General features: G+C 58.2%; 21 protein-coding genes. 8 read left to right on the top strand and 13 right to left on the bottom strand.

Translation table 11 applies throughout. The features are described 5' to 3' along the window. The first annotated feature begins 29 nt into the window (after positions 1-29). The 7 genes from ACR0IV_RS02845 (at position 30) to ACR0IV_RS02815 (ending at position 7,381) form a co-directional block, all read left to right on the top strand. Positions 30-218, top strand: coding sequence for a ubiquinol-cytochrome c reductase iron-sulfur subunit N-terminal domain-containing protein (locus tag ACR0IV_RS02845; protein WP_068334771.1), 189 nt, complete (start codon positions 30-32; stop codon positions 216-218). Positions 219-323: 105 nt separating this feature from the next. Then, the gene (locus ACR0IV_RS02840) at positions 324-3,218 is read left to right on the top strand and encodes a formate dehydrogenase subunit alpha (RefSeq protein WP_480657961.1); all 2,895 of its coding nucleotides are present in this window, start codon (positions 324-326) and stop codon (positions 3,216-3,218) included. Between the two features lie 12 nt (positions 3,219-3,230). Then, entirely contained in the window at positions 3,231-3,824 is a 594-nt protein-coding gene (fdh3B, locus tag ACR0IV_RS02835) for a formate dehydrogenase FDH3 subunit beta (RefSeq protein ID WP_037307340.1), read from the top strand. A gap of 73 nt (positions 3,825-3,897) precedes the next feature. Then, positions 3,898-5,106 (top strand): formate dehydrogenase subunit gamma, encoded by a 1,209-nt coding sequence (locus ACR0IV_RS02830; RefSeq protein ID WP_480657962.1) that lies wholly within the window; start codon positions 3,898-3,900, stop codon positions 5,104-5,106. Continuing rightward, positions 5,107-6,369 (top strand): c-type cytochrome, encoded by a 1,263-nt coding sequence (locus tag ACR0IV_RS02825; protein WP_480657963.1) that lies wholly within the window; start codon positions 5,107-5,109, stop codon positions 6,367-6,369. Between the two features lie 13 nt (positions 6,370-6,382). Further along, positions 6,383-6,508: a hypothetical protein gene (locus ACR0IV_RS02820; protein WP_480657964.1), complete on the top strand. Its 126-nt coding sequence runs from the start codon at positions 6,383-6,385 to the stop codon at positions 6,506-6,508. Continuing rightward, positions 6,509-7,381 (top strand): substrate-binding domain-containing protein, encoded by an 873-nt coding sequence (locus ACR0IV_RS02815; RefSeq protein ID WP_480657965.1) that lies wholly within the window; start codon positions 6,509-6,511, stop codon positions 7,379-7,381. Between the two features lie 38 nt (positions 7,382-7,419). On the opposite strand, the gene ACR0IV_RS02810 is transcribed toward ACR0IV_RS02815, so the two are convergent. The 10 genes from ACR0IV_RS02810 to ACR0IV_RS02765 all read right to left on the bottom strand — a co-directional run bounded on the left by ACR0IV_RS02810 (position 7,420) and on the right by ACR0IV_RS02765 (position 16,737). Next, a complete protein-coding gene (locus tag ACR0IV_RS02810; RefSeq protein WP_480657966.1) occupies positions 7,420-8,232 on the bottom strand; it encodes an ABC transporter substrate-binding protein in 813 nt (270 codons plus the stop codon). Between the two features lie 22 nt (positions 8,233-8,254). Continuing rightward, positions 8,255-8,989 (bottom strand): ATP-binding cassette domain-containing protein, encoded by a 735-nt coding sequence (locus tag ACR0IV_RS02805; protein WP_480657967.1) that lies wholly within the window; start codon positions 8,987-8,989, stop codon positions 8,255-8,257. Further along, positions 8,982-9,695 (bottom strand): ABC transporter permease, encoded by a 714-nt coding sequence (locus ACR0IV_RS02800; protein ID WP_480470076.1) that lies wholly within the window; start codon positions 9,693-9,695, stop codon positions 8,982-8,984. Before ACR0IV_RS02800 ends, ACR0IV_RS02805 begins: the two co-directional genes overlap by 8 nt. 159 nt (positions 9,696-9,854) lie before the next feature. Further along, positions 9,855-10,844 carry an ABC transporter substrate-binding protein gene (locus ACR0IV_RS02795; RefSeq protein ID WP_480657968.1) on the bottom strand — a complete coding sequence of 330 codons (990 nt, stop codon included), beginning with the start codon at positions 10,842-10,844 and terminating at the stop codon, positions 9,855-9,857. A gap of 56 nt (positions 10,845-10,900) precedes the next feature. After that, complete coding sequence (locus tag ACR0IV_RS02790; protein ID WP_480657970.1) at positions 10,901-11,746, bottom strand: ABC transporter permease; 846 nt, start codon at positions 11,744-11,746, stop codon at positions 10,901-10,903. Next, positions 11,743-12,660: an ABC transporter permease gene (locus ACR0IV_RS02785; protein WP_480470079.1), complete on the bottom strand. Its 918-nt coding sequence runs from the start codon at positions 12,658-12,660 to the stop codon at positions 11,743-11,745. The genes ACR0IV_RS02790 and ACR0IV_RS02785 overlap by 4 nt, the downstream gene beginning before the upstream one ends. Further along, positions 12,657-13,088, bottom strand: a complete 432-nt coding sequence (locus ACR0IV_RS02780) for an N-acetyltransferase family protein (protein WP_480657973.1) — start codon at positions 13,086-13,088, stop codon at positions 12,657-12,659. Before ACR0IV_RS02780 ends, ACR0IV_RS02785 begins: the two co-directional genes overlap by 4 nt. Next, a complete protein-coding gene (locus ACR0IV_RS02775; RefSeq protein ID WP_480657974.1) occupies positions 13,088-13,885 on the bottom strand; it encodes an ABC transporter ATP-binding protein in 798 nt (265 codons plus the stop codon). The genes ACR0IV_RS02780 and ACR0IV_RS02775 overlap by 1 nt, the downstream gene beginning before the upstream one ends. A 54-nt stretch (positions 13,886-13,939) precedes the next feature. Continuing rightward, entirely contained in the window at positions 13,940-15,394 is a 1,455-nt protein-coding gene (hydA, locus tag ACR0IV_RS02770; RefSeq protein WP_480657975.1) for a dihydropyrimidinase, read from the bottom strand. A gap of 92 nt (positions 15,395-15,486) precedes the next feature. Next, entirely contained in the window at positions 15,487-16,737 is a 1,251-nt protein-coding gene (locus ACR0IV_RS02765) for a Zn-dependent hydrolase (protein ID WP_480657977.1), read from the bottom strand. Between the two features lie 171 nt (positions 16,738-16,908). On the opposite strand from ACR0IV_RS02765, the gene ACR0IV_RS02760 reads away from it, so the two are divergent. Further along, positions 16,909-17,517: a TetR family transcriptional regulator C-terminal domain-containing protein gene (locus tag ACR0IV_RS02760; protein ID WP_480658573.1), complete on the top strand. Its 609-nt coding sequence runs from the start codon at positions 16,909-16,911 to the stop codon at positions 17,515-17,517. 310 nt (positions 17,518-17,827) lie between these two features. On the opposite strand, the gene preA is transcribed toward ACR0IV_RS02760, so the two are convergent. The 3 genes from preA to ACR0IV_RS02745 all read right to left on the bottom strand — a co-directional run bounded on the left by preA (position 17,828) and on the right by ACR0IV_RS02745 (position 21,305). Then, positions 17,828-19,132: an NAD-dependent dihydropyrimidine dehydrogenase subunit PreA gene (gene preA / locus ACR0IV_RS02755; protein WP_480657979.1), complete on the bottom strand. Its 1,305-nt coding sequence runs from the start codon at positions 19,130-19,132 to the stop codon at positions 17,828-17,830. Positions 19,133-19,177: 45 nt separating this feature from the next. Beyond that, entirely contained in the window at positions 19,178-20,512 is a 1,335-nt protein-coding gene (locus tag ACR0IV_RS02750) for an NAD(P)-dependent oxidoreductase (protein ID WP_480657981.1), read from the bottom strand. A 160-nt stretch (positions 20,513-20,672) separates the two neighbouring features. Next, positions 20,673-21,305, bottom strand: a complete 633-nt coding sequence (locus ACR0IV_RS02745) for a cupin domain-containing protein (RefSeq protein ID WP_480470087.1) — start codon at positions 21,303-21,305, stop codon at positions 20,673-20,675. Between the last annotated feature and the right edge of the window lie 105 nt (positions 21,306-21,410).

Here is a 21,410-nt window from a genome sequence, read left to right as displayed (position 1 = left end):
CTAAACTGCAAATGGGAAAGGAGAAACCCATGAGCAAGACCAAGGAAGAAGGCGCAACCCGCCGCGACTTCCTCAAACTGGCCGGAACCGCAGCACCCGCTGCTGTCGCCGCCGCCAGCCTGACCGGACAAGCCGAAGCAGCCGAGCTGCCGACGGACGAGACCCGGATGCAGGACACCGCGCACACGCGCGCTTACCTCGACAGCGCCCGGTTCTAACCCGGACGAAGTCACACCCGACAGACGGTTGCGATTGGCCCTGACGTCGGTTTTGCGAAGTACCAAGCCAGCCGTGGCTTACACGGCGCGCAAGGGAGGAAAGAAATGCTTAGGAAAAAGACCAACGGGGTTGCGAGACGCCCCCAGCGGACAAGTATCCTGTCCCAGGTCGGCGAGAAAACCGTCGATCGCCGCGCATTCCTGCGTGGCTCGGGCCTGACGATCGGCGGCCTTGCCGCGATCAGCGCCACGGGTGGAACCGTGACGCCAGCCAGCGCCCAGACGGCGGCAAACACCGCCGTTGAGAACATCAAATCCGTATGCACTCACTGCTCGGTCGGCTGTACGGTCGTTGCCGAAGTTCAGAACGGTGTCTGGGTCGGGCAGGAACCCGGCTGGGACAGCCCGTTCAATTTGGGAGCACATTGCGCCAAGGGGGCCTCGGTCCGCGAGCACGCCCATGGCGAGCGCCGCCTGAAGTATCCAATGAAAAAGGAAGGCGGCGAGTGGAAGCGCATCAGTTGGGAACAGGCGATCAACGAGATCGGCGACGGCATGATGAGCATCCGCGAAGAGTCCGGTCCAGACAGCGTCTATTGGCTGGGATCGGCCAAGCATAACAACGAACAGGCCTATCTGTTCCGCAAGTTCGCCGCCTATTGGGGCACGAACAACGTGGACCATCAGGCCCGTATCTGCCACTCGACCACTGTTGCGGGCGTTGCGAACACATGGGGCTACGGCGCCATGACCAATTCGTACAATGACATGCACAACAGCCGGGCCATCTTCATCATCGGTGGTAACCCGGCCGAGGCGCACCCCGTCTCGCTGCTGCATATCCTGCGCGCGAAAGAGCAGAACAATGCGCCTTTAATCGTCTGCGACCCGCGCTTTACGCGCACCGCGGCCCATGCGGATGAATATGTCCGCTTCCGCCCCGGCACCGATGTCGCGCTGATCTGGGGTATCCTGTGGCACATCTTCGACAACGGCTGGGAAGACAAAGAGTTCATCCGCACCCGTGTCTGGGGCATGGACCAGATCCGTGAAGAGGTTGCCAAGTGGAACCCGGATGAGGTTGAACGTGTCACCGGCACGCCCGGCTCACAGCTGCGCCGCGTCGCGCGGACCATGGTGAACAACCGCCCCGGTACCGTTGTATGGTGCATGGGTGGTACGCAGCACACCAACGGCAACAACAACACTCGCGCCTACTGCGTGCTTCAGCTTGCGCTGGGCAACATGGGCACCTCGGGTGGTGGCACCAACATCTTCCGCGGCCATGACAACGTGCAGGGCGCGACCGACCTTGGTGTTCTGTCTCACACGTTGCCCGGCTACTACGGTCTGTCGAAAGGTGCATGGGGTCACTGGGCCCGTGTCTGGGGTGAAGAGCCCGAGTGGCTGGCTGGTCAGTTCGCCACGATCAAGGACAAGGAAGGCAAGGACAAGCCGCTGCAGAATGAGCGCGGCATCCCGGTCTCCCGCTGGATCGACGGTGTTCTGGAAGACCCGGCCAACATGGATCAGGACAACAATGTCCGCGCCATGGTTCTGTGGGGCCACGCGCCCAACTCGCAGACCCGGATGACGGAAATGAAGACGGCGATGGAGAAGCTGGACATGCTGGTCGTGATCGACCCGTATCCCACCGTCTCGGCCGTTCTGCATGACCGCACTGATGGCGTCTATCTGTTGCCCGCTTGTACCCAGTTCGAAACCCGTGGCTCGGTTACGGCGTCGAACCGGTCGCTTCAGTGGCGCGACAAGATCGTCGAACCCCTGTTCGAGAGCCTGCCGGACGAGGTCATCATGGCCAAGTTCGCCAACAAGTTCGGCTGGGCGGATCGGTTCTTCCGCAATATCGAGATGGACGACCCGGAAACCCCGAATGTTGAAAGCATCACGCGTGAGTTCAACTCGGGCCTCTGGACTATCGGCTATACCGGTCAGTCACCGGAACGTCTGAAAAGCCATATGGCCAACCAGCACACGTTCGACAGAACAACGCTGCAAGCCATTGGTGGACCCAACGACGGTGAGTATTACGGTCTGCCCTGGCCCTGCTGGGGAACGGCTGAGATGGGTCATACCGGGACACCGAACCTCTATGACATGTCCAAACCGGTGGCCGAAGGTGGCCTGACTTTCCGCGCCCGTTTCGGTGTGGAACGCGATGGCGACAACCTGCTGGCCGAAGGGGTCTACAGCGTTGGATCGGAGATTCAGGATGGTTATCCCGAATTCACGATGCAGATGCTGATGGACCTTGGTTGGGACGGCGACCTGACGGCTGAGGAACGCGCGGCGATCGATGCCGTTGCAGGACCAGAGACCAACTGGAAAACCGACCTGTCCGGCGGCATCCAGCGGGTTGCGATCAAGCATGGCTGTGCGCCCTTCGGGAACGCCAAAGCCCGCGCGGTCGTCTGGACCTTCCCGGATCCGATCCCGCTGCATCGCGAGCCGCTCTATACCAACCGGCGCGACCTGGTGGAGGACTATCCAACCTATGAGGACCGGCATGCCTATCGCCTGCCAACCCTTTATGCTTCGATCCAGAAGAACGACTTTTCAAAGGATTACCCGATAATCCTGACGTCTGGTCGTCTGGTCGAATATGAAGGCGGCGGCGAGGAAACCCGGTCGAACCCGTGGCTGGCCGAGCTTCAGCAGGACATGTTCGTCGAGATCAACCCGCGCGATGCCAACAACCTTGGTATCCGTGACGGGCAACAGGTCTGGGTCGAAGGCCCTGAAGGCGGCAAGGTCAAGGTGATGGCGATGCTGACCAACAGGGTCGGCGCCGGCGTGGCCTTTATGCCCTTCCACTTCGGCGGCCATTTCCAAGGTGCGGACCTTCGGGAGAAATACCCTGCTGGTGCCGATCCCTATGTACTGGGTGAAAGTTCCAACACCGCACAGACCTATGGCTACGATTCAGTGACCCAGATGCAGGAGTCCAAGTGTACTCTCTGCAAAATCTGGGCAGCGTAAGGAGGACGATTAATGGCTAGAGCAAAGTTTCTCTGCGACGCTGAACGCTGCATCGAGTGCAACGCCTGTGTCACCGCGTGCAAGAACGAGCACGAGGTACCATGGGGCATCAACCGCCGCAGGGTGGTAACGATCAATGACGGCAACCCGGGCGAACGCTCGATCTCGGTGGCCTGTATGCATTGTTCGGATGCGCCTTGCATGGCGGTGTGCCCGGTCGATTGCTTCTATCAAAACGAAGAAGGCGTCGTCCTGCACTCCAAGGACCTGTGCATTGGTTGCGGCTATTGCTTCTACGCGTGCCCCTTCGGCGCGCCGCAATACCCGCAGGCGGGCAACTTCGGATCGCGCGGCAAGATGGACAAGTGTACCTTCTGTGCCGGTGGCCCCGAGGAAACGCACTCGACAGCAGAGTTCGCCAAATATGGTCGCAACCGGATCGCCGAGGGCAAACTACCTATCTGCGCCGAGATGTGTTCTACCAAGGCCCTGCTCGCCGGTGACGGCGACGTGGTCTCGGCCATCTACCGTGAGCGCGTTGTTGCACGCGGGTTTGGCTCGGGCGCATGGGGTTGGGGCACTGCCTACGACCAGAAAGACGGCTGATCCCGTCTGCTAAAGCAAAGCGGATGACCCGCATCTGCGGGTCATCCTGCATTGGATTTTTATTGAGGTTCCGATGTTGCGCTTACTCATCGCATTCCTGCTGTCGCTGACACTGACCCAAGTTGCGGTCGCCCAAACCAATGAGGATCCTGCCTCTGCAGAGATGGCCGACCGGTCCACGACTGGCGGCGCAACCACGCTTGAGGACATTCTGGCCCGTCAACGCGGCGAGAAGGTCGACAACAGCTACCGGTCGGAAAACACCGGACAGGGCAATGTGGAAGGCTTGCTGGGGCAGTTCGGCACCCGCGGTGTCTCCTCTGACAGCGACGTCTACCGCGCCCTGCGCTACGGATCTGCGGATGTCACCGTTTCATCTCAGGGTCCTGCGGACAGCGTACTGATTCAAGACGGGGGGATGTGGTGGTTGAATTTCCGCACCGGCCCATTGCGTGAATACGGAACCTACATTCTGGGCGGAATGCTTGCGATCATCGTTTTGTTCTTCCTGATCCGAGGAAAAATCCGCATTGACGGAGAAAAAACCGGTCGCACGGTCCTGCGCTTCAACAGTTTCGAACGGTTCGGTCACTGGCTGTTTGCGGGGTCGTTCCTTGTGCTCGGCATCACTGGTCTGCTGACGCTATATGGTCGCGATTTCCTGATCCCGATTTTCGGCAAGGAAGGGTTCGCCACCATTGCGCAGGGGTGCAAGTGGCTGCACAACAACCTCGCCTGGGCTTTCATGTTGGGTCTGATCATCGTCACTGTGAACTGGATCGCCCATAACATCCCCAACAAGACCGATCTGAAATGGCTGGCCGCTGGGGGTGGACTATTCACCAAAGGAAGCCATCCACCCGCCAAGAAATTCAACGCAGGTCAAAAGGTTATCTTCTGGGCCTGCATCCTGTTGGGCGCTTCGATCAGCCTGTCTGGCCTGTCGCTGCTGTTCCCGTTTGAACTGCCGATGTTCGCCAAGACATTCCAGATCGCCAATTCGACCGGTATTCCGCAAGCATTGGGCTTGAATCTACCCGTACAGATGTCACCGCAGGAAGAGATGCAATATGCCCAAGTCTGGCACGTGATGATAGCCTATGTCTTCATCGCGATCATCATCGCTCATATTTACCTCGGCTCGGTTGGCATGGAAGGCGCATTCGACGCCATGGGAACGGGCGAAGTCGAAGAGCAATGGGCGCGTGAGCATCATTCGCTGTGGCTGGAAGAGGTGCAGGAAAAAGAAGCCGGCAAAGTGGCGGCCTCACCCGCAGAATAGATGCGCTGGCTGGTTCTCGCGATTGTACTGATCCCCCTGCCCGCCTGGTCCGAGTTCTTTACGCTCAAAGGCCATGGCGGTCCGATCATGGGGATCGCGACGGCACCGGACGGGCGCATCGCAACCGCCAGTTTCGACAATTCGGTCGGTCTTTGGACAGGGCAGACCCCGGAATGGCTGGAGGGGCACGAGGCGGCGGTCAATTCCGTCGCATTCAACGGCACCGCGATCTATTCCGCCGGAGATGATTTCACATTGCGACGCTGGCCCGGAGGTGACGTGGTCGGTCGGCACAAGGGCAAGATCGTCGGCATCGCGGCATCAAAAACCCACGTTGCGACGGCAAGTTGGGACGGCACCGTCGGGCTGTGGCCCGTTGACGGGTCAGAACCGACTATGCTTGGACCAACTGGCAGCGGCGTGAATGCCGTTGTCTTTACTCCGGACGGGTCGCAGCTCTATTCGGCAGGCGTTGATGGTGCCCTTCGTATCTGGGATGTCGCCAGTGGTCAGGAAACGGACCGATTGATCGAACATGGCTTTGGCATCAACGAATTGGTCCTAAACACTCAAGACGGCTGGATCGCCTATGGTGCCGTTGATGGCGTGACCCGCATTCTGAACCTGACCAACAGGGAAGAGCGAGACTTTACCCTCGATCGGCGTCCTATCCTTGCCATGGCGCTGAGCCCCGATCGCAAGCTTTTGGCGGTGGGCGATGGCGAGGGCTACATCATGGTCATCGACACGGCTGACTGGCGCATCGCTCAGGATTTCCGTGCCACACTGCGCGGTCCGGTCTGGGCGCTGGCTTTTTCTGCGGACGGCCGGAACATCCATGCAGGCGGCATTGATGAGGCAATGTACAGCTGGCCCGTTTCAGCGCTGGGCGATCGCGAGCAGATGGCCGCTGCCGAGCCCAGCTTTCTGAAAGACCCAGACGAGATGAGCAACGGTGAACGGCAATTCGCACGCAAATGTTCGATCTGCCACAGCCTGACCCCGGACAGTGAACGGCGCGCAGGCCCCACCTTGCATGACATCTTCGGTCGGCAGGCTGGAACCCTGCCCGATTATTTGTACTCGGACACGCTGCAAGACTCTGATATCATTTGGAATGAAGAGACTATAAATGCTCTTTTCGACGAGGGCCCGGACCATTACATTCCAGGGTCAAAGATGCCGATGCAGCGGATCACGCAAGCTCAGGACCGGATCGATCTGATCGCGTTCCTGCGCCGCGCCACCGCTTTACGGGACTGAGCCGGAGGAAACTATGAAAGCCTTTCTGACCGCCGTCGCCGCGATGGTCGTGATCACTGTCGCCGCTCCGTACACGCTGGATCAGTTCGGTTTCAGCGCTGCTGACACGACGACCGGTGCGGCTGTACGCATCGACTGAATGCCGCAATACCTGACCACCCGCGAACTGGCGGATCTGCTACGTATTGGCGAGCGGAAGGCCTATGACCTGGCATCGTCGGGCGAAATCCCTTGCGTACGCGCCATGGGTAAGCTGCTGTTTCCCAAGGCCGAGATCATTGCCTGGCTCAACGCCTCACGCTCTGGCCCGCATGTGGCCGAACCGCCGCTGCCACCAATCGTTGCCGGCAGTCACGATCCGCTTCTGGACTGGGCGTTGCGGGAAAGCGGATCAGGGCTTGCTACTTATTATGACGGGTCCTTTGACGGGCTCAACCGTCTTGCGGATCGCAGCGCCCAAGCTGCGGCCCTGCATATCCACGAGCCTGATGGTTTCAACACTCGGACCCTAAGCGACACAATGGGCGATGCCCCGATCATCCTGTATCAGATCGCCCACCGTCAACGTGGCCTGCTGCTGGCCCCCGGTACTTCCGGAATCTCGGGCTTCAAGGATTTGAAAGGTCGACGCGTCATCTTGCGTCAGGACAGCGCCGCGAGCCAGCGGCTGTTTGATGCCGAGCTCGACGCACATGGGCTGAGCCGCGATGATCTGAACACCTTGCCCGTCTGCGCACGAACCGAGGAAGAGCTGGCCACCGCCCTACGCGATGGCAAAGCCGAGGCCGGGTTCGGCCTTGGGGCACTCGCGCGGCCCTACGCCCTTACATTCGTTCCCACCCATTCCGAGCGCCTGGACCTCGCTATCTGGCGTCGTGCTTTCTTCGACCCGCCCATGCAGACTTTGACCCGGTTCCTTTGGTCCGAACGTTTCGCCGAACGGGCCACCGAACTGGGTGGATATGACCTAAGCAATCTTGGCCAAATCCACCACAACGGTGCCAGCGGTTAAACTTTCACCATTTCCCAAAGCGCTTGCTTAAGAAGCAATTACTGCGCGTTGGGGAAGAACAGCTGCTCACCATCCAGCGTGTATGACGCTATTGCAGCCTGCCCATCAGGGCCGGTCAGCCAATCAATGAACCGTTGCCCGGCGGCTGCGCGCACACCAGAATGCTTCTCTGGATTCACGAGAATCACACCGTATTGATTGAAGAGACGCGGATCGCCCTCGACCAGAATCTGCAGGTCACCCCGGTTGCCGAATGACAGCCATGTCGCCCGGTCGGTCAGCACATAGGCGTCCATACCACTGGCCACGTTCAATGTGGCCCCCATGCCCGACCCGGTTTCACGATACCACTCGCCCGAGGCCGCGGTCGGGTCGACACCCGTCGCGTCCCAATGGCGCAGTTCGGCCTTGTGTGTGCCGCTATCATCGCCACGTGAGGCAAACGGGACCTCGGCCTCGGCCACCGCGGTCAGGGCGGCCACGATGTCGCCGCCGCCGGCAACCCCGGCAGGATCGGAATTTGGACCAACCAGCACAAAATCATTGTACATGACGTCCAACCGCTCGACGCCCCAGCCATCAGCCACGAACTGCTCTTCGGCAGGCTTGGAGTGCACCAGCAGCACATCGCCGTCACCGTTGACCGCGTTTCGGATCGCCTGTCCGGTGCCTACGGCGACGACACGCACATCGATACCGGTTTCAGCTTCGAAACCCGGCAAGATGTAATCCAACAGGCCCGAGTTCTGGGTTGAGGTGGTGGATTGCACCACGATGAACGGCGATTCCGCGGTTGCCGGGGCTGACAGCCCAAGTGCAACCGCCGACGCCAGAATAAATTTCCGGATCATTCCAAACTCCATCTTTCGTAAATCAGGTTACCAATCCGCCAGCCAGATAGCGGCGGGACTCGGCGCTGCGCGGTGCGTCCAACACCTGCTGTGCGGGTCCATGTTCGACCACGCGACCGGCCTGCATCATCACAATATCTGCGGCCAATCGGCGGGCTTGTCCGATGTCATGCGTCACCATCACGATGCGTACACCGCGCGCCGATGCGCGCAACACCATCTGTTCGATCTTCTGCGTGGCACTCGGGTCCAACGCGCTGGTAGGCTCGTCGAGAAACAGCGTCTCAGGCTCAAGCGCCAGGGCGCGCAAAATCGCCAGGCGCTGCGCCTCGCCCCCCGACAGCGAGCGTGCGGACTGACGTGCCTTACCTTCCAATCCGCCTTCCGCGAGCAGTTCAACGATACGCTGCTTGCGCAAGCTGCGCGGCATAGCCTGCCGCTTCAGCACAAATTCAAGATTGGCCGCAACCGATCGGCGCAGCAGGACCGGGTTTTGAAACACCATTGCCTGTCGCGCCTTATGTGCAGCGTTAAGCGAACGCCCATCCTGAGTGACACCCCCACGATCCGGAGCAATCAACCCATGCAAACACCGCAGCAGAAGGCTTTTTCCTGCCCCGTTCGGCCCAAGGATCAAGGTCGGCCCCGGCCCATCGAGACAGAGCTGCGACACGTCAAGAAGCACCTTGCCTTTGCGGCTGATATGCAGATCGCGCACTTCAATCACGCCGGGCATCGCGGTTACCACATCACGCATGGCGCAACCCCTCCTGCTCGGCCCTCAAAGTCAGGGCGCTGACCATCGCATTCACCGCAACAGCAATCCCGATCAGAATAGCCCCCAATGCCAGCGCAAGCGCCAGATTGCCTTTCGAGGTTTCAAGCGCAATCGTCGTCGTCATCACACGCGTCACATGGTTGATGTTGCCACCCACGATGATCACCGCCCCAACCTCGGCAATGGCGCGCCCAAACCCAGCTAACAGCGCCGTAACCAAGGCCAAACGCGCATCCCAGAGCAGCACCGGAACCGAAGCCAGCCGGGATACGCCCAAGGATCGAAGCTGTTCAGAATACTCCTCAGCCAACATCTCGATCACTTGTCGGGTCAGGGCTGCCACAATGGGCGTAACCAAAACCACCTGCGCGATAATCATGGCGGTCGGCGTGTAGAGCAGTTCCAAGACACCCAGAGGGCCGGAACGCGACAGCATCAGATAAACCAGCAAGCCCACGACGACCGGCGGAAATCCCATCAGTGCGTTCATCAGGATAATCAGAACCCGCCGCCCCGGAAATCGCGCAACGGCCAGGGCTGCGCCGATTGGCATGCCGATCGCGGCAGAAATCAGCACTGCAAAGACCGAAACCCGCAGTGAGAGCAGCACAATCGCCCAAAGCTCTGCATCCACTTTCAGGATCAGAGTGAATGCCTGATTGAATTCTGATGCAAAATTCTGCATTTTCTTCTATGTTCGAGCTTTGCGTTCGTTAATTGCGTTATTTTACAAGTAAATTCTAAGGCATTCATCGCGCAAGTACAGACACAAATCCGACGTCGCAAAGAAAAACGCGGCCCCAACAGGAGCCGCGTTCAAAGCATGGTCAAAGATCTTTGCGTCTTAGTTCAACGCCGCATCCGTGATCTGGTGAGTCCACGCACCTTCGGGCTGGGCGGTAATCACCGGGTCCGAGCCACCGGCCAGCAAAGTGGCCACCGTGCGCTCGAAATCGGCGGGGTCGAGCGCGCCGTTCGATCCGGCCGTCAGCTTGGCGATTTCACCCATCATGCGCTTTTGATGCTCTTCCGTCTGAGCGCCTGTCGCATCGTTTTCCAATACGATCTCAGCCGCTTCATCCGGGTTCTCTTCGGCGTATTTCCAACCCTTCATCGATGCGCGCACGAAACGCTCCATCTTATCGGTAAAGGCCGCGTCGCTCAGGTTCTCTTCCAGCACATACAGACCGTCTTCCAGCGTGGCGACGCCCTGATCTTCGTACTTAAAGGTCACCAGCTCTTCGGGCGTAACGCCAGCATCAATCACCTGCCAGTATTCGTTGTAGGTCATGGTGCTGATGCAATCGGCCTGACGCTGCAGAAGTGGATCAACATTAAAGCCCTGTTTCAACACCTCTACACCGCTTTCGCTTTTGCCATCGGTGCTGATACCCAGCTGGCTCATCCAGCTCATGAAGGGGAATTCGTTGCCGAAGAACCAAACGCCCAGCGTACGGTTTTTCAGATCGTCAGGTGACGAAATTCCGGCATCCTTCCAGCAGGTCAGCATCATGCCCGAGCTTTTGAAAGGTTGTGCGATATTGACCAGCGGCAGGCCCTTCTCGCGAGCGGCCAGTGCGGCGGGCATCCATTCGACGGTCACGTCCGCGCCGCCCCCGGCGATGACCTGAGTGGGTGCAATGTCAGGCCCACCGGGCAGGATGGTGACGTCCAGCCCTTCTTCATCGTAGAACCCTTTGTCCTTGGCCACGTAGTAGCCTGCAAACTGTGCCTGCGTGACCCACTTCAATTGCAATGTGACCTCATCCGCCGACCAAGCTGCAGTGGCAGCCAGGCTAAAGGCGGCAACCGCCCCGCTGAGTAGCTTCTTCATCTTCAAGTCTCCTAGTTGCTGTTATTGCCCCGTTTTCGGGGTCTGTTGAATTCCTCTTATCCTCGCTGCGACGGGTGCCAGAAGGTCACCGTTTTCTCGATCAGTGCGACCGCGCCGTAGAAAGCCGTTCCGGCAAGTGCAGCCACCACGATCTCGGCCCAGACCATATCAAGCGCAAGCTGCCCTACGCTGGTCGATATGCGAAAGCCCATGCCCAGCGTGGGCGAGCCAAAGAACTCGGCCACGATAGCGCCGATCAGCGCCAATGTGGTAGAAATCTTCAACCCGTTGAAAATAAACGGCATCGCAGCGGGCAAGTGCAGTTTCAGAAAGCTCTGCCAATAGGTCGCTGCATAGGTCTCCATCAGGTCGCGCTGCATGGTCGTTGCCTCGCGCAGTCCTGCCACGGTGTTCACCAGCATCGGGAAAAATACCATCACCACCACGACAGCGGCCTTGGAATGCCAGTCAAACCCGAACCACATGACCAGTATCGGAGCGGTCCCCACGATGGGTAAGGCGGCGACGAAATTGCCAACCGGCAACAACCCAAGGCGTAGAAAGTCCCAACGATCAACTGCGATCGCCATCAGGAAAGCGGCGGTGCAGCCGATGATATACCCACTCAATGCACCTTTGATGATGGTTTGCGTGAAATCGGCCCACAGGATCGACATACTGTCACCAAACCGTACAGCTATGACCGATGGCGCGGGCAGGATAACCAAGGGCACTTCGAGCCCGCGCACCAGCAATTCCCAAACGCCGATAACCGTCAGACCGAAGATCAACGGGGCCAGGAACCGGACCAGAGGCGTATCCGCCATGGGCCCACTGGCCAACCGGCTGTTGAGCCACCACCCCGCAAGCCAAAGAAGAAGGGCCAAGAAAATCATGATCATTGCGCCATCCCCATCCGTCTAAGGACCGTACGCTCAATCAAACCCAGCAAGCCCACGAGGCATCCCGCAAGAATGGCCGCTGCAAACAGGGCCGACCAGATCTGCACAGTCTGGCCATAGTAGCTGCCTGCAAGCAAACGTGCGCCCAGACCTGCAACCGCTCCGGTAGGCAATTCGCCCACGATGGCACCAACCAATGACGCTGCGATCCCGATCTTCAGCGAGGCAAACAGATAGGGCATGGACGCAGGCAACCGCAGCTTCCAGAACCCTTGCGATTGACTGGCATTATAGGTGCGCAGCAAATCCAACTGCATCGCGTCCGGACTGCGCAGCCCTTTCACCATTCCGACGACAACCGGGAAGAAACTCAGATAGGCTGAGATGATGGCCTTGGGGATGATCCCCTGAACACCGACCGAATACAGGACAACAATGATCATAGGCGCAAGCGCGATGATCGGGATGGTCTGACTGACAATCGCCCAAGGCATCACCGACAGGTCCATGACTTTGCTGTGCACGATCCCGACTGCCAACAATATGCCCAACCCCGTGCCGATCGCAAAACCCAGCATTGTAGCGCTCAGCGTGACCCAACCATGATAGATCAACGAGCGCTTGGAGGTGATCTTTTTGTTGATCGTCGTGTCCCACAACTCCAGCACCACGTCATGGGGTGTCGGCAACCGAGGACGATCCTGTTCCCATGTCTCGGGGATGGCAAAGCTGTTGTCCCAGACCAAAATGATATCATACTCCAGCAACCGCTCCTTCGCGGTTGGAGGATCGACCTCCTCACCTGCGCGTTCAGCGGCATTCAGTGCACTGTCGATGTTCATCGGTATGCAGGCGATGTACCAGATGGCGACAATCGCGGCGATCACCCACATGACGGCTGTAATCTGTTTCATGCCCGCCACTCCATCCGAATGACCGGCACTGTTTCTGGAGGTGTTGGAGGCTCAGTACCGATTTCAGTGAAGCCTTCGCGCCGATAAAATCGTTGCGCGCCCCTATTTGGTACATGCGTGGTCAGCCACAGAAAATCTCGGTTTTCCTTGGCCTTATCCAGCAATCTTTTACCGATACCTTCACCGGTTCTCAGACAATAAAGCGCGCCAACTTTGCTCTCGACAGGATCAAGCGACATGTAACAATCAACCGGATCGCCCGAGACCCAGATATCGCGATGTGGAAACGCCTCGCGGATCAGCTCTTCGAGTTTCTCTTGAGGCAGATCGTCGGGCATCCAGTCGGTTTCGTCGATCCATGTCCAGATCACTTGCGCACAAGCCGCCACGTCATCGGGTTTTGCCCTTCTGATGTCGATCTCGTGCATCAGACTTCGTCTCCATGCCCTGCGCGCAGACCTTCGCGCACACGATGGGCAACTTCGATGAACTCCGGCGTGTCCCGGATGTCCAGAGGCCGCTCTTTCGGCAGAGGGCTGTCGATCACATCGGTAATCCGCCCAGGTCGAGGGCTCATCACGACGATCTTGGTGCTCAGGTATACTGCCTCGGGGATCGAGTGCGTGACAAACCCGATGGTCTTCTCCGTCCTTGCCCAAAGATCCAGAAGCTGTTCGTTCAGATGATCGCGCACGATCTCATCCAAAGCCCCAAAAGGCTCATCCATCAGAAGGATGTCCGCATCAAAGGCCAAGGCCCGAGCGATGCTGGCCCGCTGCTGCATTCCACCCGATAGCTGCCAGGGAAACTTGCCACCAAACCCTTCAAGATCAACCAGTTCCAGAACTTTGCTAACACGCTCCTCCTGCTCGGCTGCGGAATAGCCCATAATCTCAAGCGGTAGTTTGATATTCTTGGCTATCGTGCGCCAAGGATAGAGACCCGCGGCCTGAAACACATAGCCATAGGCCCGCTTACGCCGTGCTTCATCCGGTGTCATCCCATTCACGGTTAGTGACCCGCCCGTCGGCGTTTCCAATGCCGCGATACAGCGCAGGAACGTGGTCTTGCCACAGCCCGAAGGCCCAATGAAGCTGACGAACTCGCCTTTGCCAATCGACAAGTTCACATCTTTCAATGCATGGACAGGCCCGTCATTCGTCTGAAAAGTCAGGTCCAGCTGCCTTGCCTCAATAACAGGCTGAGTCGTGTTTTCTGTATTCATTCCATTGCCTTGAAGAAGCCTGAAACCGGGCCACCAACAGGCGGCCCAAAAACCTTACACACCAGATGCCGGTATTCCCGTCCGTTCAACCGGTCGCGGAGCAGTCAGCTCTTTCCAGGTGCTCAGCGCTTTGTTCACGTGGGTATTGGCTTCGCGCGCCACGAATTTCCCATGTCCCTCCTGGGTCTGGATTTCACCATCATGCACAGCCACCACGCCACGGGTCAGCGTAAAGCGTGGCAATCCGCGCACCTCTTTGCCCTCAAAGACGTTGTAGTCGATAGACGATTGCTGCGTCTCGGCCGAGATCACCTTGGCCTTATCCGGATCCCAGACCACAAGATCCGCATCCGCACCCACCAGAACCGCACCTTTTTTAGGATAACAATTCAGTATCTTGGCGATATTAGTTGAAGTCACAGCTACGAATTCGTTTGGCGTCAATCGCCCGGTGTTCACACCATGTGTCCAAAGCATCGGCATCCGATCTTCCAACCCTCCGGTCCCGTTCGGGATCTTGGTGAAATCGCCCACACCATAACGTTTCTGTTCGGTTGTAAAGGCGCAGTGGTCCGTCGCCACAACGCACAGCGTTCCGGACTGCAGGCCATTCCACAGGCTGTCCTGATGCTGCTTATTCCGGAACGGCGGGCTCATGACCCGCTGCGCAGCGTGCTCCCAATCGTGGTGGAAATATTCGCTCTCATCCAAGGTCAGATGCTGGATCAGAGGTTCCCCCCAAACACGCTTGCCCTGCATCTTGGCACGCCGGATCGCCTCGTGTGCCTCTTCGCAGGACGTATGCACTACGTACAACGGCACACCGGCCATATCGGCAATCATGATCGCCCGGTTGGTCGCTTCACCCTCCACCTGCGGTGGTCGCGAATAGGCATGCGCCTCTGGCCCCGTGTTGCCTTCAGCTAGTAACTTGGCACTCAGCTCAGCCACCACGTCACCATTCTCGGCATGCACCATAGCGGTGCCGCCCAACTCGGCCAGACGCTTGAACGAGGCAAACAGCTCGTCATCATTCACCATCAGCGCGCCCTTGTAGGCCATGAAATGCTTGAACGTGTTGATCCCGCGCGTCTCGATGACGGTCTTGATGTCATCAAACACCTGTTCGCCCCACCAGGTCACCGCCATGTGGAACGAATAATCACAATTCGCACGCGTCGACTTATTGTCCCAGCGCTTCAACGCATCCAGCAGGCTCTCGCCCGGATTGGGCAGCGCAAAATCGACAACCATGGTGGTTCCACCCGCCAACGCCGCCCGCGTCCCGCTTTCGAAGTCATCACTGGAATAGGTCCCCATAAACGGCATCTCCAGATGCGTATGCGGATCAATCCCACCCGGCATGACGTAACAGCCCGTTGCGTCCAGTTCCTTATCGCCGCGCAAGTCCGGGCCGATCTCGGTAATCACTCCGCCTTCAACCTTCACATCCGCCTTATAGGTCAGATCAGCCGTCACAACGGTTCCGTTCTTGATCACAGTGCTCATCTTAAACTCCCTGATGCGGTCTGCGCCGCTTGCTTCATCTGGCTAAAAATATCCCGGGGGAGTCGCCCATCGGGCGACGGGGGCAGAGCCCCCTATTCCACGATCCCCGCCGTCTCAACGACCGCATGAAACAGAACATCCGCCCCAGCTGCAGCCCAACCTTTGCTGATCTCTTCGGCCTCATTGTGACTCAACCCATCTACGCAAGGGCACATCACCATTGCAGTCGGAGCCACCCGGTTGATCCAACAGGCATCATGCCCGGCACCCGAAATGATATCCATATGCGAATAACCCAACCGCTCAGCCGCATCGCGCACCGCAGCCACGCAGCCCTCATCGAATTTCACCGGATCAAAGCCCCCAACCTTCTCGAATTCGATCTGCAGCCCCATCTCGTCGACAATTTTCTCTGCAGCAACCCGCAGACGGTTCTCCATATCGGTGATCACATCCAACTCGGGTGAGCGGAAATCGACCGTGAACACCGCTTTACCCGGAATCACGTTGCGCGAATTCGGATAGACATCGATATGCCCAGCGGCACCAACGGCGTGCGGCGCATGCGACCAGGCGATCTCATCCACTTTTTCAAGAATACGCGCCATCGCCAGCCCGGCATTCTTGCGCATCGGCATCGGGGTAGACCCGGTATGCGCATCCTTGCCGGTCACGGTGATCTGGGTCCAGCTCAACCCCTGACCATGAGTAACGACGCCAATATCCTTGCTTTCAGCTTCCAGAATGGGGCCCTGTTCGATGTGCAGTTCAAAGAACGCGTGCATCTTTCGCGCACCCACTTCTTCGTCGCCGCGCCAGCCGATACGGTTCAGTTCATCCCCAAATCTCTTACCTTCGGCATCCTCGCGATCATACGCCCAATCCAGAGTATGCATTCCTGCGAACACGCCCGATGACAGCATTGCGGGCGCATATCGCGTCCCCTCTTCATTGGTCCAGTTGGTCGCCACGATTGGGTGCTTGGTCTTGATGCCAAGATCGTTCAGCGTGCGAATAATCTCCAACCCGCCGAGCACGCCCAAAACACCATCATATTTGCCGCCTGTGGGCTGCGTATCCAGATGCGAGCCCACGTAGACCGGCAGAGCGTCCGGGTCCGTTCCCTCGCGATGGGCAAACATGTTACCCATCTGATCCAATCCCATAGAGCAGTCCGCGTCCTCGCACCATTTCTGGAACAATGCACGCCCTTCTGCGTCCTCGTCAGTCAACGTCTGGCGATTGTTTCCGCCCGCGACACCAGGGCCTATCTTGGCCATCTCCATCAAGCTGTCCCACAACCTGTCACCATTGATCCTGAGGTTCTGCGCCGGAGCTGCCATCTTGTTCTTCCCTGTTGCTAGCGATTTGGCTCGCTTTTGGTGTCTTGATTTGACCATCTGGTCAAACTCACGCTATCACGGGTTCGACATCAGTCAAGAAATTGCAGTGACCTGCCGGAATTTTCGACATATTCGACACCCAACTGGCCGAAAAAGAGACATCAGGTGAACATGCCCAAAGACCGCGCCCCGACACGGATTCAGCAAAAGAACCGCGCAGCGATTCTCGAGGCAGCTCTGAATGTATTCTCAGCGCATGGGTTTCGTGGAGCAACTGTCGACCAAATCGCGGCTGAGGCAGGGCTGAGCAAACCCAACCTGCTCTATTACTTCCCGTCCAAAGAAGCGATCCACACCGCCCTTTTGTCAGGCCTGCTTGAGGTCTGGCTGGCACCGCTGCATACCCTGGACGAAGACGGCGACCCGCTCGAAGAGATTCTGTCCTACATTCATCGCAAGCTCGAAATGAGCCGCGATCTTCCCCGCGAAAGCCGCTTGTTCGCCAACGAGCTGGTTCAAGGAGCGCCACGCATTCATGATGCGCTGTCTACAGATCTGAAAAAGCTGGTCGACGAGAAAGTTGAAATCCTGAACCTATGGATGGATCAGGGCAAGATTGCACGCGTGCATCCCTACCATCTGATTTTCTCAATCTGGGCACTGACCCAGCACTATGCGGATTTCGATGTGCAGGTCCGCGCGATCCTCGGCGAAGAAGACCCTTTTGAAGGCGCAACGCCCTTCGTCGAAACGCTTTATCGAAAACTGCTGGCACCTTAACAAAAGCTTTACCCTATTGGGAAAAGCTCGCGTTATGTTGACACGCAGAGACAACCCCGATCCCTGGATCGCCCAGCTTTTCTCGTCCCGCTCCGCACGAAGCGGCGCGGTAGTCCGCCGCTCGGTTGCCTGAGTTGAACGTGAAGTCGGTCACTCCGCTTTTCAAAGTGAAGTTAAGCGGCGCGGATATCACCTTATCCGCACCGCAAACCAATACATCGTCATCTGCCATAACGGCCCGATCGACATCCTGTTCTGAGAAAATTCTGCGAATTTTCTCGCCTAAGATTTTTCGACGAAAAATCTCGGCCTATTCAGCTGCCTTCGCCATCGGATTGTTGGGGTGAGTCGTCCAGTTGGCATATTCCGGATCAACGACCTTGCCCGTACGCGGATCAACTTCTCCGGCGGCCATCGGCACCATGGAAATACAGCCCTCAACCGGACAGACATCCACGCAGAGGTTACAGGCCACGCACTCGTCGTCGATGACATCGAATACCCGATCTGCCGACATTGAAATCGCCTGATGGCTGGTGTCTTCGCAGGCGGCATAGCAGCGCCCACATTTGATGCACTGATCCTGATCGATCTTGGCTTTGGCGATGTAGTTGAGGTTCAGATATTGCCAGTCCGTCACGTTGGGTACGGCGCGCCCGATCACTTCGTCGATATTGGTATAGCCTTTTTCGTCCATCCATTCCGACAAGCCAGCGGTCAGCTCGTCAATGATCTTGAACCCGTATGTCATCGCGGCAGTGCAGACCTGAACATTACCGCAACCCAGCGAGATGAACTCAGCCGCATCACGCCAAGTGGTCACGCCACCGATACCTGAGATCGGTAGCCCACGAGTGGCCTCAGCCCGAGCAATCTCTGACACCATGGACAGGGCAATCGGCTTCACTGCCGGTCCGCAATAGCCACCATGACTGCCTTTGCCGTCAATCGAGGGTTCGGGGCTGAATGTATCCAGATTGACGCTGGTGATCGAATTGATGGTGTTGATCAACGATACCGCATCCGCGCCGCCGTTCTTGGCCGCCGCCGCTGGTTTACGAATATCGGTGATGTTCGGGGTCAGTTTCACAATAACCGGGCGGTCATAATACTGCTTGCACCAACGGGTCACCATTTCGATATATTCCGGTACCTGCCCAACGGCCGAACCCATGCCGCGCTCGCTCATCCCATGTGGGCAGCCAAAATTCAGCTCAATCCCGTCTGCACCGGTTTCGGCCACACGTGGCAGAATGGCCTTCCAAGCGGCCTCTTCACAGGGCACCATGATCGAGGCGATCAGAGCACGATCCGGATAATCCGCCTTTACACGGGCCATTTCCTCAAGGTTCACCTCAAGCGGGCGATCCGTGATCAGCTCGATGTTGTTGAGACCCAACAACCGGCGGTCCGCGCCGTAGATCGCACCATAGCGCGGCCCATTCACATTCACGACCGGAGGCCCCTCGGCCCCCAATGTCTTCCAAACCACTCCGCCCCAACCGGCCTCGAAAGCGCGGCGGACGTTATATTCCTTATCCGTCGGCGGCGCCGAAGCCAGCCAGTATGGGTTTGGACTTGAAATTCCCAAGAAATTTGATGTTAAATCAGCCATTTATCCGGCCTCCCTGATGCAGATTTGCATCTTTAACTTTGAGTTTCACACGCTCAGACTTGCGTGGATATCCATCGCGGCATCGCGGCCCTCGGCCACAGCGGTCACAGTCAGATCCTCGCCACCTGCCGCGCAATCACCGCCAGCCCATACACCGGTCATCGACGTGCGCCCGGCCCCGGTCACAGTGATCTTGTTACCGTCCAGCGTCAGCCCTTCCGGCGCGCCATCCAGAGTCTGGCCGATGGCCTTGAGAACCTGATCGGCGGGGACACGGACGGTTTCTCCCGTTCCGGTCAAACGACCATCATTGCTAGCAGTATACTCCAATTCGATCTCTGCTGCGGCACCATTTCCGTGAATGGCCAATGGCTGGACATTGCACAAAATCCGAACGCCGTGCGAGGCTGCCAAGTCCTGTTCGTAGCGGCTGGCCCCCATCGCGTCGCGCCCCCTGCGGTAGGCGATGGTCACATGCTCGGCCCCCAGCAATTTAGACTTCACTGCCGCGTCCACCGCAGTCATCCCCCCACCTATCACAACGACATTCCGCCCTACCGGAAGATCTGCCAGATCGCTGGCCTGCCGCACATCGGAGATGAAATCGACCGCCGGACGCACCCCGTCTTTATCGACCCCGTCAGCACGCAGCGCGTTCACCCCTGCCAGACCGATCGACAGAAAAACAGCATCATAGTTTTCCTTCAGGCCATCCAGCGAAATAGTCTCACCCAGAACAGATCCGGTTTCGATAGCGATTCCACCGATTTTCAGCAGCCAATCGACCTCGGCCTGCGCAAAATCGTTGGTCGATTTATAAGCCGCAATGCCATATTCGTTCAAACCGCCCGGTTTGGGCTTGCCTTCGTGGATCACCACATCATGTCCCAGCATCGCCAGACGATGCGCACAGGCCAGACCGGCGGGCCCTGCTCCGACCACGGCAATTGTCTTGCCGGTTGATGCGGCGCGCTCGAAGGGATGCGCGCCCGATGCCATCACGTCATCGGTTGCATAACGCTGTAGGCGCCCAATCTCGACCGGTTTGCCTTCGGCCGTTTCACGTACGCAGGCCTCTTCACACAAGGTTTCGGTCGGACAAACCCGGGCACACATACCGCCCAGAATGTTCTGCTCCAGAATAGTCTGACCTGCCGCCTGCGGTTGCCCGGCCTGAATCTGGCGAATGAACAACGGAATATCGATATCCGTCGGACAGGCCGTCACACATGGCGCGTCATAGCAGAAATAGCAGCGATCCGCGGCCACGGCGGCCTCGTGCGGGGCCAGTGGCGGATGCAGATCGGTGAAATTCGAGGTCAGCTCATCGCTGGAAAGCCGCCCGGAGACGATCCCGGGTGCCATCTGGCCCTGTGCCATCACTCTACTCCCTGTAGATATGTTTGTTATGAGGTACAGCTTGCCACAAACAAATTTTTTATCAATTGGTAAAATTTGCCAAATGGTCAAAAAAAGAAAAATCCGGGCGGAATGGCCCGGATTTCAAAGAAATCTGCGTAATTTCGCAGCAGATGCTGCGTCAGACCATCCCGTCGAGATGTCCGGATTTGATCCAGACGCGCGCTCCGACCTCGCCAGCGACGGCAACCGAGCCCGATCCGGGCGGCAGGCGCAGCCAGTCCCAGGTGCCGAACTCTTCGCCCGCCTCAGCAAAGCTGCCCTCAATGACGAAGACCTCAAGCCCCTTGCTGGCATCCAGTTCAATACGCGCGCCAGCGGTCCAGCTTTGAACACGGACATCCTCATGCGCATCTTTGAACAGATCAACATCCCTGCCCCCGTTGATCGAGCGACGCACCTCGGTGCGATCATCCGGATCAAACTGATGCAATTTGACCAGAATGGTCGCGCCTTCGCTGGCCGAGGGCGTATGAGATGACGTCGGAGGATTGCGTACATAGCTGCCAACCGGGAAATCTCCGGTCTCGTCCTGGAACACACCATCCAGCACCAGATATTCCTCACCCCCATCATGGGTATGCGCGGAAAACGCACTGCCAGGGGCAAAGCGCACAATGGTCGTCGCCCGGGCGACTTCCTCACCGATGCGGTCCAGCATCTTGCGTTCGACGCCGGCGGCCGGGGAGGCGACCCATTCTGTCTGATCAAAGTGAACGGCGACCCGCCGCGTGAAATCCGCATTGACCCGCATCTGCAATCCTCCTGCGTTGCTGCCCCATAAGATGGCATCCGGAACCGGAATTTCAAACCGGATCCGTTTGGGGTTTTGACGCCCCTCACGGCTTGTTGTACTCCC

The sequence above is a fragment of the Ruegeria sp. C2 genome (assembly GCF_056537765.1).
The sequence above is the reverse complement of the archived record's forward strand: the minus strand, read 5'-3'. Positions and strand labels throughout refer to the sequence as shown.